This is a genomic window from Flavobacterium alkalisoli, from assembly GCF_008000935.1.
GTDB lineage: Bacteria > Bacteroidota > Bacteroidia > Flavobacteriales > Flavobacteriaceae > Flavobacterium > Flavobacterium alkalisoli.
In genome coordinates this window covers 3,299,668-3,312,902 of sequence record NZ_CP042831.1, presented here as the reverse complement: position 1 = coordinate 3,312,902, position 13,235 = coordinate 3,299,668, and the positions used below count along the sequence as shown (strand labels likewise).

At 37.4% G+C, this 13,235-nt stretch carries 4 protein-coding genes; all 4 read left to right on the top strand.

All coding sequences use genetic code 11. From position 1 onward, the window contains the following. Positions 1-114 precede the first annotated feature (114 nt). The 4 genes from FUA48_RS14950 (at position 115) to FUA48_RS14935 (ending at position 13,206) form a co-directional block, all read left to right on the top strand. Complete coding sequence (locus FUA48_RS14950; RefSeq protein ID WP_147584275.1) at positions 115-4,038, top strand: hybrid sensor histidine kinase/response regulator transcription factor; 3,924 nt, start codon at positions 115-117, stop codon at positions 4,036-4,038. Positions 4,039-4,131: 93 nt separating this feature from the next. Further along, a complete protein-coding gene (locus FUA48_RS14945; protein WP_147584274.1) occupies positions 4,132-8,982 on the top strand; it encodes a LamG-like jellyroll fold domain-containing protein in 4,851 nt (1,616 codons plus the stop codon). A gap of 188 nt (positions 8,983-9,170) precedes the next feature. After that, on the top strand, positions 9,171-10,901 hold the full coding sequence (locus tag FUA48_RS14940; protein WP_147584273.1) for a peptide-N-glycosidase F-related protein: 1,731 nt from the start codon (positions 9,171-9,173) through the stop codon (positions 10,899-10,901). A 10-nt stretch (positions 10,902-10,911) separates the two neighbouring features. Further along, positions 10,912-13,206 carry a lectin-like domain-containing protein gene (locus tag FUA48_RS14935; RefSeq protein WP_147584272.1) on the top strand — a complete coding sequence of 765 codons (2,295 nt, stop codon included), beginning with the start codon at positions 10,912-10,914 and terminating at the stop codon, positions 13,204-13,206. The last annotated feature ends 29 nt before the right edge of the window (positions 13,207-13,235 follow it).

Here is a 13,235-nt window from a genome sequence, read left to right as displayed (position 1 = left end):
TGAAATATTACGGAATGACTGTTTTTAGGGTTTTGTACTAAAATTTCTTAACCATAATTTAACTATATTGCGCTGCCAGTTACTGCAAATACCACAATTTATACCACATAAAAAATGACTAATGTAAAATCGATATTTACATTTCTGACTATTATATTTCCTTGTTTTATTTTTTCGCAAAATATAAGGCACCTCTCTGTCGATGAAGGATTACCCCAATCATTTGTTTCTGCAATTGTGGAGGGTAAAAATGGTTTTATGTGGATAAGCACCCGTAACGGACTGGCACGTTATGACGGACATAAATTCAAGATTTTTCAGAGTAATGCCAATAGTAAAGATGCATTGGCATCAAATATTATCGAATATATTCAAAACGGGACTGATTATTCGATATGGATTAAGTATGAAACGGGAGAGATTGACAGGTTTGATATTGATACAGAACAATCTTCGCATATTATTACTCAGGAATTTTTAGAAAAACATAAGATTGCTATAAACAGAAGGATTTGGTTTGTTACGACCGATAACGTTCTTTGGTTTAAGGAAAAAGAAGGAGATTTGTATACTGTTGATTTAAAAGATAAAAACAAACTGGTAAATCAAAGTAAACATCTAAAACCCGAAGATGGAGCTGTTTGTAATTTGCTGGAAGACAGAAATAAAAATTTATGGCTGTTAACCCAAAAGGCTATAATAAAAGTAAATAAAGATACTAACAGGTTTACATCTATACCTATTCCTGAAGAACTGGGATACAATCTCAATAAAAAATATGATTTTTCTTCGTTCCATTGCAGAAGTAATGGGAATCTTATGTGGGCAGATGATGAAAAGCTTTATTTCTTTAACCCGGAAAAGCAAACCTTTAGGAAAGTAAAACTTCCGCTTATTTCTAAAGCACCAATAAGATGGGTTGATACAGGACCTAACGGAAAAGATTATTTTGTTTGTGCAAATAAGGTTTGTAGCTATAGCGATGAATTAGGCATAGAGATAGTGGCTGATATCGATCTTAAAGGCAACAGGCAGCCCCAAGCATTTTTAGTTGATAAATCAGGACTAATATGGATAGGAGGAGATGCAGAAGGCGTTTATACAATTGATACAAGTATTGATTTTGAAGGGTTTTCCTATGAGGATGATTTTATTGTTGATGTGCTTGAGGAGGCTTATGGAATATCTGTAAAAGATTTTTTTAACTGGCACTACGATAAAAAAGGAGTACTGAATCCTTCCTATTCTTTTAGGTCGGTTTGGGATAACAATAAGCATTGGATGGCTTTAAACCGTACTGTTTGTTATTATAATAAAGATAATGACAAAATTACTAAGCTTGCTGTTGTACCTCAAGCTGGAACTAAGAGGTTTATCCCTATAGAGGGGATATCTATACTTAATAATAACCCTATTGTAATAGATAAGGCTAATGATATATACCTCTTTAATGCATCTGAAAATAAGTGGCAACATTTATTGAACATATCAAATACTCCAGTAACAGGTACAAAAAAAATAGTACCAAACAATATTTATGCAGATCCGCAAAATAACAGTTTATGGATTACTACCGAATCTCATGGTTTGCTTAAGGTTGATATAAGTACAAAAAAAACAACTTTAATTCAAAGCGGAAAAGCAGGACTGCCTACAAACAATCTTATTTCTGTTAAACCGGATACAGATAATACGAATATTTTATGGATAGGCAGTACAGGAGGGCTTATACGTTTTGATAAAACAACCTATAAAACAAATGTTTTTTCGATAAAAGAAGGTTTGCCGGATAATGTTATTTATTCCATACTTACCGATAGTTCCGGTAATTTTTGGATGGGTACAAATAAAGGTCTGGTTTACTTTAATACACATACTCATAAGTGTAGGGTTTTTACCCGTAATCATGGATTACAGAATATAGAATTTAATCATTATCATCAGTTACTGTTGCCCGATGGTAAGATGGCTTTTGGAGGAATAAGCAATGGAGTAAAATTTCATCCTGATAATGTAAAGGAAGATACTTTTACTCCCCAAACTGCTTTTACAGGTATTAAGCTTAATAACCAGGCTATTCGTTATGTAAAGCCTGAATTGAGTCCGGTGAACAATCTTGAGAATCTTTTCCTTGATTATGGAGAAAATACTATAGCAATATCCTATACGGCTTTACAATTTAACCAACCCCTTGATATAAATTACCGATACCGCCTTGTAGGTTATGATGACGATTGGGTAGAGGTAGGTAATAAAAGGGAAGCGGTGTATACTAAACTTCCTCCCGGAGACTATATTTTTGAGGTAAACGCCTCAAACACTTCAGGTGTATGGAGCCCACATATTAAGTCTCTTGAAATGCAAATCACTCCGCCCTGGTGGAAAACATGGTGGGCTAAATTATTGTATTTGATTATTGGGGCAGTGAGTATAGCATGGTTTATTCGTTTCAGGATTAATCAGGGAGTAATAAAGAATGAAATCTTACTGAAACAAAAAGAAGCAAAAGAGCTACGTAAACTCGATCAGGTAAAAACACGCTTTTTTTCTAACATAGCTCATGAATTTCGTACACCATTGTCACTTATTTTAGGTCCTACAGATCAGTTAAGAGAAACAAATAGTGAAGATGACAAAGGCAAATTGCTTGACATAATAGAAAAGAATACGTCAAGCCTTATAAACCTTACAGATCAGTTGCTTGATATAGCAAAGCTGGAGGCAGGCGTACTAAAACCTCAAATGGTTTGGGGAGATGTGGTTATGGTAGTTTCAAATATAATTAAAGCCTTTAGAGAAGAAGCAACGGCTAAGCAGGTAATAATCGAATTTGAGACACCTGCTACTGCCGAGTTTCTGTTTTCAATAAATACACTTGACAGGATATTATATAATCTTCTGTCTAATGCGCTAAAGTTTTGTAATGCAGGAGATGTAATAACGGTTAAGGTTGAAAAGAACAAGGAAGGATTATTTTTAGAGATTAAGGATACCGGAAAGGGTATACCGGAAGAAGAACAGAAAAATATTTTCAACAGGTATTTTAAAGGAAGCAATCAGGATGAGTTACAGGGTAATGGTATTGGCTTATCATTAGTAGGGGAGTTGGTGGATTTGCATAAAGGGACAATTACCTTAAGCAGTAGTACCAAAATACCTACAGGAACAACTTTTTCAGTATGGTTGCCTCTTGACAGCAAAAATGAGGAACCAATAGAGAAATATGAAAATGAGGACAGACTTGAAGGCGATGAGTTAATTAAGAATGAAGGGGACAGCACTAAACCTGTAATTCTTGTTGTTGAAGATCATGAAGAACTAGCCTCTTTTATAATAGATAATCTTAAAAAAAGCTATAATGTGCTTTATGCAGCTAATGGAGAAGAGGCTTTAGATATAGTTTTAACGAAAAGTGCTGACTTAATACTGAGTGATGTTGCAATGGAAAAAATGAATGGCTTTGAGTTTTGTAAAGCCGTTAAGCAGGACATAAATATCAATCATATACCAATAATTTTACTTACAGCTAAGGCAGATATGGATAGCAGGCTCGAAGGACTTTCGTTTGGTGCAAACGATTATATAAAAAAGCCTTTTAGCATATCAGAACTGCAATTGAGAATTAAAAACCAACTTAAACTACAAAAGAAGCAGAGGGAACATTATCATAAAAGTTTCACTTCTTCATCAGAAGAGGAACTTGTAAATAGTAATGAAGTAAGTCATAATGCATTCTTAGAGGAAATATATAAGATTGTGGAAGATAATCTGGATGATAAGAACTTTAGTGTTGATGAGCTTGCATCAGCCTTGTGTATGAGCAGGACAAGCCTTCACAGAAAAGTAAAGACCATGTTCGATATTCCGGCAGGGGAAATCATAAAAGTTTACCGACTTAAAAAAGCTGTCAAGCTTCTTTCGGAAGATTATAATGCTTCTGAAGTAGCTTATATGACGGGCTTTAATACACCATCCTATTTTTCTAAGTGTTTTAAGGAATATTATGGTGTAACTCCTGCAAAATATCAGGTAAAATAGTATATTGAAACCAAATTAACACTTTTTGAAACGAGGTTGCTAAAGGCTAATAATAAGATATAAGATTTTTGGGATAACCAAAATCTACTTATTATGAATAAAAATTTACTTACCGGGGCTAATCTTTTGCGCGCCTCGTTATTTACCTTTTGTCTCGCGTCCTCCTCGATGCAGGCACAGCAAAATGCCCTCGAGTTTGATGGAACTAACGATTATATCGTAACAAATTATGCCGGTATTTCGGGTAATGCATCACGCACTGTTGAAGCATGGATAAAAGTTGGTTCTGATTCCAGTCAGCGTTTTCTTGTTGATATGGGAGATACCGCTGCTGGTGCCGGTTCAAGATTCTCTTTTAAAATAAATCCTTCAGCAAGTGTAATCAGAATTGAAATTGGCGGAGCCGGAATAAACGGTAGTGCTTTTGTAACTAATAACCAGTGGCACCATGTTGCAGTGGTTTATGATAACGATGCAGCTACAAATAAATATAAACTTTATGTAGATGGGGTTTTAGATATACAGGGTGACATGACCACTGCCTTAAACGTGCAGCCGGGGACTACAAATATGACAATCGGGATAAGGGCCGACCTTTCTGCAACTACGGTATGGGACGGTGCTATTGATGAGGTTCGTGTTTGGGATGTTGCCCGTACACAGGCACAAATTCAGGATAATATGAATACTGAATTTTGCAATCCTCAGGCAAACTTAGTATCCTACTATAAGTTTAATGAAGGTACTGCAGGAGCAGATAATGCTACACAAACTACTATTTCAGATAGTTCTGCCAATACATATACTGGAACCCTAAATAGTTTTGCGCTTAGTGGTACAGGTTCAAATTTTATTGCTGGAGCCACAGCTCTTACTGCTGTAACAATAGATGATTCTGTTACACTTGACGGTACTACTTTAACAGCAGCAGAAGCAACTACAGGTACCACATATCAGTGGGTAGATTGTGATAACGAAGACGCTCCGATAGATGAAGCTACTTCACAAACATTTACACCGACAGCTACAGGTAACTATGCTGTAATAATTACAAAAGGAGGATGTAGTGCACAGTCAGAATGTACTGCAGTTACAATTGCTGTTTGTGAATCGCCTACAGCTGTAATGACTGCGGATATAACAACAGCAGAAGCTACAATATCATGGACAGAAAACGGTGATGCTACCCAGTGGGAAGTTTTGTATGGCCCTACAGGTTTTAATCCTGAGACAGAAGGAGAAACTGTAACTGTTGAGACTACGGCAGAGATGACTCTTGACGAACTTGATGCAAATACTGGTTATGATGTTTATGTTCGTGCCGTTTGTAGTGAAGATTTTACAAGTGAATGGACTGCTGTAACGGCATTTACTACCCTTGAGGAGGTAGTTGTAACTCCGGTTAGTAATGTTGGAGTTAATTTTGATGGTGTAGATGATTTTATTCAAACAACATACGGAGGTGTTTCGGGAAGTGGAGCAAGAACCGTTGAAGGATGGATAAGAACTACAAAAAATTCTTTGCCAACCAATCAGGGTGGGCAGGGACAAAGTGTAATTGCAGACTGGGGTACTTTAGGAACTTCAACAAGATTTACATTTTGTATTCTTAATAATAATGCACTGCGTTTAGAAGTACAGGGAAGTGCAGTTAATGGTACTGTGGCTGTTAATGATGGCGAATGGCACCACGTAGCTGTAGTATATAACCCTACAGCAGCAAACAAAATAGCGCTTTATCTTGATGGGGTGTTAGATATTGAAGGAAATGTAACAGCAAATACAGGCTCTACAACAAATTTTAGATTAGGTGCGAGAATAGATGGTGTAAACTTCTTTCAGGGAGACATGGACAATGTTCGTGTATGGAATGTAGCACGTACACAGGCAGAACTTCAGGCTAATATGAATACCGAGTTTTGCGGTCCGCAAACAAACCTTAAGCTTAACTTTAGAATGAATGATGGTACTCCTGAAGCAGATAATGCAGGAGTTTCTCTTTCCGATAATTCAGGAAATAACTATTTGGCTGTATTTAATGGTTTTGCACTTAACGGTACAGGTTCAAACTTTGTAGACGGACTGGCAACAATTACTGGCGTTACAATAAATGATGAGGTTACTCTTGAAGAAACTACATTAACCGCCACAGAAGCTGCTACAGGTACAACTTACCAATGGGTTGATTGTGATAACGAAGATGCTCCAATAGACGAAGCTACATCACAAACATTTACACCCACTGCAAGTGGTAATTATGCTGTAATTGTTACAAATAGTGGTTGTAGTGTACAGTCAGACTGTATGGAGGTTACCCTTAATACAGAAGTTTGTGCAGTGCCTACAGGTATTATGGTTGAGGATATAACGACTTCTTCAGCTTCAGTTTCATGGACAGAAAGCGGTGACGCAACAACTTGGGAAGTACTTTACGGTCCTACAGGGTTTGATGTAGAAACAGAAGGTGAAACCGTAGCTGTTGATACTACAGCAGAGGTTATGCTTGATGAGCTTGATGCAAATACTGGATATGATGTTTATGTTCGTGCGGTATGTGGTGAAGACCTTACAAGCGAATTGACTGTAGTTGAAGATTTTACTACTCTTGAAGAAGTTGTGGTTGAACCAACCGAAGCTATAGCCCTGAACTTTGATGGCGCCGGAGATTATATCCAGACAAACTATCAGGGGGTTTTAGGAAATAATGCCCGTACAGTAGAGGCTTGGGTTAAAACCAATAGTGGAAATAACGAGCAAATTATCGCAACCTGGGGTTCAGATGCTGTAAACGGTGCCAGATTTACTTTCAGATTAAATGCATCAGGTACTAATGATGTGGTTAGGATAGAAAATAAAGGTGGTGGCATTAATGGTACAGTAAACGTAAACGACGGAAACTGGCATCATGTAGCGGTTACTTATGATAACAGCTTAACAACTAATAAGTATAAGTTATATGTAGATGGAGTATTAGATACTCAGGGTGATATATCAACACCATTAAACACAATGGCTGTAACAGATATGATAATAGGTCGTAGGATTAATGCAAGTTTTGGCGGATATTTTGATGGTTCTATAGATGAGGTTCGTGTATGGAGCGTAGCACGTACGCAGGCAGAAATCGCTGCAAACAAAGATGCAGAGTTTTGTGGTGTACAACCAAACCTTCAGGCATACTTTAAACTTAATGAAGGTACTCCGGAGGCAGATAATACTGCTGTAGCTTCTGCTACAGATGCTTCAGGAAACGGATATGTAGGTACTTTCAACACTTTTGCTCTTAACGGACTTGCTTCAAATTATATAGCAGGAGCAGTTGATGTTAACGAGAGTGAAGTTGATGATGCAGTTGCTCTTGTTGATGCTACAATAACTGCTGCTCAAACAGATGCTGTTTACCAGTGGGTAGACTGTAATGATAATAATGCAGACATTGAGGGAGCTACAAACCAGTCATTCACAGCTACAGAATCTGGTAACTATGCAGTAAGGATAACTGCTAACGGTTGTACAGTACTATCAGAATGTACAGAGATTGTAATTGAGGTATGTGCAGTTCCTATAGCAGTGGCTGTTACCGAAATAGGAGAAACTACAGCTACGGTTGCATGGACAGAAAACGGTACTTCTACAGAGTGGGAGGTGTTATATGGCCCTACAGGATTTGATGTTGCTACAGAAGGTGAGACCGTAACGGTTGAAGATGTGGCTATGGTTGTTCTTGATGAACTTGATGCCGATACAGAATATGATGTATATGTACGTGCGGTTTGTAGTGAAACAAGTACTGACTGGACAGTTTCTGAAACATTTACTACAGATGCGGCTCCGGTTTGTGTTACTCCGTCTGCCATTCAGGTAACCGAAATAACTTCATCATCTGCTATGATTTCATGGACAGAGAATGGCGAAGCTACTATTTGGGAAGTATTATATGGCCCTGTAGGATTTGATATTGAAACAGAAGGTGAAACAGTGACGATTGATAACACTCCGGAAGTTATGCTTGATGAACTGGATGCTAATACTGAATATAATATTTATGTTCGTGCAGTTTGTGCAGAAGATTTTACAAGTAGCTGGGGAAGTACAGATTCATTTACTACTCTTGAAGAAGCACTTTGTTCAACACCATCAACTATTGTAGTATCTGAGATAACTTCATCGTCTGTTATGGTATCGTGGACAGAGAATGGTGAAGCTACTGTATGGGAAGTGTTATATGGTCCTGTTGGGTTTGATATCGAAACAGAAGGTGAGACCGTAACGGTTGAGGATACACCTGAAGTTATGCTTGATGAACTGGATGCAAATACCGAATATGATGTTTATGTTCGTGCGGTATGTGGAGAAGATTTTACAAGTAACTGGGAAAGTACACAACCATTCACTACACTTGAAGAAGCAGTTTGTGCTACTCCTTCACAAATTGAGATAACTGATACTACTTCATCATCTGCTATGGTATCATGGACAGAGAATGGAGAGGCTACTGTATGGGAAGTGTTATATGGTCCTGCCGGATTTGATCCTGAAACAGAAGGTGAAATCGTTACGGTTGAAAATACACCTGAAGTTATGCTTGATGAGCTTGATCCTGAAACTGAATACCATGTATATGTTCGTGCAATTTGCGCAGAGGAAATGGTAAGTGAGTGGGAAGGTCAGGAATCATTTACAACTCAGACTCTTGGATTAAACGATAACACTATTGCCGGATTTGCATTTTATCCAAATCCTACAAACGGTACTTTAAATATAAGTGCTCAAAATTATATAGAGAGTGTGGTAATATATAACCTTACAGGTCAAAAAGTAATGGCTGTAAAAGTGGAAGCATCGGCTTCTCAGCTTGACGTGGCTAAACTGTCTGAAGGTGTATATATGATGCACGTAACTTCTGAAGCAAAAACAGGCGTTTATAAGCTTGTTAGAAAATAGTTTTTTTCATTCAGACCTTGAAAAGTCCCATCCTGACCACATAATGATGTTTAGGGTGGGCTTTTAAGATTTATAAGCGTAAAAACAGGCTGTTTCCTTTAAAATGGCACCGGTTTGCAACTAATTGAAACCAGATTATAACTCCGTTTTTACACAGATTCTACTTTTGATTCACTAATTAACTAACAATGAAAAAAAATACATTATCTAAACTTTTTACTACTAAAAATAGCCGTAGCTTAAAGAATAAACTAAAGGTATCCTGCTCGGTTTTAATGTTAATATTAACCGGTCAGGTAAAAGCTCAGGAAACCATAACACTCTATGACGGCGTGTTATTTTACGGAGGCTATACACCTTTACTTGCAGATGAAGATCTTTATGAAACAATTCCTTCAGATGTTTTAAGGTTTTCAAATTCACTTTATACAAGGAAGATTACAGATGCTGAGTTAGACTTAATTGGTAATACTCTTGAAATGGATGTTACTATTGAGGCAGCTTGTGATAATTATGACAGGTTAGGCCATGTATTTCTTGCATTTACACCTAAAGAAGCTAGCACTTATGTATCGGCAGATGTACCCAGAGTAGAGATAGGGAGGTTTATCACCCCGTTTATGAATAAAAATGTATCACCAAATAATGTTTCTTACCATTATAAAGCAGATAATATCTCTGAAATACTATCTGATGCTACTGTAAGGGCTCAATATGATATTTGGGTAGAGTTACAGGTATTTGGAACTACGGGAGCAGGACAAACACAGGTTGCAGGATGTGCAGATCACCTGGATACCTTTAGGGCTACTTTGTCTTTAACAACTAATAACGATTCGGGAATCGTTTATGAAGATGATATGTTCTTTATGCCTTTAATAGCAAGACAAAACCTAAACAATTATAACGCTACCGATGTACCGGGTGAAACCACTAAAATAATCAACTTTAGCCTTGCAACACAGCAGGAAAATTTAAAATTATACCTTATTACATCTAAGCATGGTGCAAATGAAGGAGGAGAAGAATATGTTCGCCGTCGTCATTATGTGTATCTGGATAATACACTTATCTATCAGTATATACCGGGAGGTAAGGATTGTGAACCATACCGTCAGTATAATACTCAGGGTAACGGAATTTACGGTTCTTCAGCAAAGCCATTAAGAGGCTGGATATACTGGAACAACTGGTGTCCCGGGGATGCAATTCCTACACTGGAAGTTAATTTAGGAACGTTACCGGCTGGAGACCACACCATTAAAATAGATGTACCAGATGCAGAATTTGTAGATGCACAGGGGCAAATACCATTGTCGGCTTATATACAAAACAGGGAAAGTGGTGATAATTCTATGTGTACTATGCCTGCAAACTTTACAGCTCAGGCAATTTCAGATAACGAAATAATGGTTAACTGGGATGAGATAGGCAATGCAGAGGAATGGGAAGTACTGTATGGTAAGATTTATAATTCTAACGGGCAAACTACTTATGCTATACTTGGAGAGGAAGATTACCTTGAAGTAACAGGAGGAGAAAGTGAAGGAATAGCAACAGAGAATGTTCAGGCAAATACCGTTTATCAGGTCTTTGTACGTTCAAAATGCGGTAATAATGCAAATAGTCTTTGGTCAGAACCACGCTATGTGCAAACACAGCAGCTATCAGTAGCAGATAATGAACTGGTTTCATTTACTTATTATCCAAATCCGGTAATAGATAATCTTTTCCTTAGTTCACAGGATGATGAAATTACTGCTATAGCAATGTACGATATACAGGGTAGGGAGGTACTTTCTGAAAACATAACAGGAAATGATGCGGTTATCAACATGATAAACTTTCCTACAGGTATCTATCTTTTAAAGGTAAATATTTCGGGTAAGTCACAAACTTATAAAGTTGAGAAAAAATAATTTGCCTCCTATGAAAAAGAACCATCAACCAATCAATAAACAGGTAAAGCTGCTTTTTGCAGCTTGCCTGTTATTTTCTATTAAAAGCTTAGCACAGTTAACACCAACATTTGTAAATAACGCGTCGGCTACCGGCGACGGATGTTATACCATAACTACAAATCAACAATCAAATTCAGGAGCAGCCTGGTACGATAATCCTATTGATTTAACTCAGGATTTTGATATTGTTTTTAATGCTTATTTTGGGTCCAATATAAATGGAGCAGACGGAATGACGTTTGTTTTAAAAACAACTCCTGATGCTGTTATTGGTATAATAGGCGGAGGTATGGGCTATAGAAACCTTCCCGATCAGCCTTCATTAGCAGTTGAGTTTGATACTTTCAGAAATACTACAACAGCTTCGGGAGAAGTAATAAATGATCCTACATATAATCATATAGCTCTTCAGAAAAATGGTAATACCAGCCATGTTTCACCTGATAATCTGGTCGCTCCGGTACAGGCCTCACCAACAAGTACCAATATTAAAAATGGACAGGAACATGAGGTTAAAATATTATGGCGTGCAGAAACGCAAACATTTACTGTGATTTTTGACTGTTCAGAGCGTTTTAGCTATACATCAGATTTAGTTAATGATGTTTTTGAAGGAACTTCTACTGTATATTTTGGTTTTACAGGTTCTACAGGGTCTCTGTCTAATAATCACTATATATGTTTTAAGTATATATCTTTTCTGGATATAAACCTTCAGGATTATACAATTTGCAGTGGCGAGCAGGTAGATACTATAGATGCTAATTATACAGGAGCTACAAGCTATGAATGGTCTCCGGCAACAGGAGTTAGTGATATTACGATACCTAATCCGGTGTTTACTCCAACAGAAACCACAACTTATACACTTACAATTACAGATAATTGTGGAGAGACTATAGAGCAGGAGTTTACCATAGAAGTATCAGACTTATCTGCAGAAATTAATGCCGTAAATTCTTCGGTATGTAATGGTACCGATGCCCAGTTTACAGTTACAGGTACACCCGATGCTGAGGTAGCTTATACTATTAATGGTGGGACCCAGGAAACAATTATACTTGACGTAAACGGAGAAGCAGTTATAACTCTTCCTTCAGTAACAGAAAATCAGTTGATAGAATTGGTAAGCATAGCACTTTTACAGGCTCCTTTCTGTCAGGTTGATATAACCGCCAGCGCATCTGTTGAGGTTATTGGTGAAGATGCATCTTTCATAATAACACCTACATGTTCGGGAGCAACAGCAACAATAACAGGTGATGAGGGCGGAACGTTTGCTTTTAATCCAAGTCCTGTAGACGGGGCAATAATTGATTCTGCTACCGGTGAGATAACTAACGGTACACCGGGTGCGGTTTATTCGGTAGAATACACTACACAAGGAAACTGTTCAGTAAGCAGTATTGTTGAGGTTGCACTATTCCCCGAGGTGATGTTTAATGAACCTGAAGCTTTAGTGGAATGTGATAGTAATAATGGTTTTGCCGAATTTGATTTAAGTATTGCTGCTTCACAAATTCAGGCAGGTAATAATATGGCGATTAGTTTTTATGAATCACAAGTTGAGGCTGAAACTGGAGATGCTTCGGCTCAGTTGCCTGTAACCTATACTAATACTGTTGCAAATAATCAGGTTTTATGGGTAAGGGTTGAAGATAATACTACCGGCTGTTACGCTATTACCCAATTAGAGCTTATTATTGAAGGGTTACCTGTGTTGAATACCCCTAATGATCTATATTCTTGTAATACAAATGCTGATGGAATATCGATTTTTGATTTGACTGAAAATGAAGATGTTATTGTAAATAATGATCAGTATTTATCGGTTAGTTATTTCTATGATAATAACGGGACTATGGTCGGGATTACTAATCCTTCAGCATTTCAGAATACGGTTTCGGGAGAGCAGCTTATTTGGGTAACTGTAGAAAACACGAGTGGATGTACTGCTTCGGTAAGTTTTAATATCTATACAGGCCAGTGCTTTATTCAGCGTGGCATATCTCCTAACGGAGACGGGATGAACGACTTTTTTGATCTTACAGGGTTTGAAGTTCAGCAGCTTAATGTTTACAACCGTTATGGCGAAAAAGTATATTCTTTCTCTCATTATACAAATGAGTGGGGCGGACAGTCTGATAACGGTAGTGAACTCCCTTCAGGTACATATTATTATTCAATTAATTTTTCTGACCCTAATCCTACTTACGGATCACAACATACGGGTTGGATTTATATAAACAGGCAAGTAAACTAATAGCTTTTTTAAATTATTTAAGACAGTTA

Excerpts from the sequence above, each read along its gene's own strand:
- FUA48_RS14950 (WP_147584275.1), top strand. The coding sequence starts at position 115 with ATGACTAATGTAAAATCGATATTTACATTTCTGACTATTATATTTCCT.
- FUA48_RS14945 (WP_147584274.1), top strand. The coding sequence starts at position 4,132 with ATGAATAAAAATTTACTTACCGGGGCTAATCTTTTGCGCGCCTCGTTA.
- FUA48_RS14940 (WP_147584273.1), top strand. The coding sequence starts at position 9,171 with ATGAAAAAAAATACATTATCTAAACTTTTTACTACTAAAAATAGCCGT.
- FUA48_RS14935 (WP_147584272.1), top strand. The coding sequence starts at position 10,912 with ATGAAAAAGAACCATCAACCAATCAATAAACAGGTAAAGCTGCTTTTT.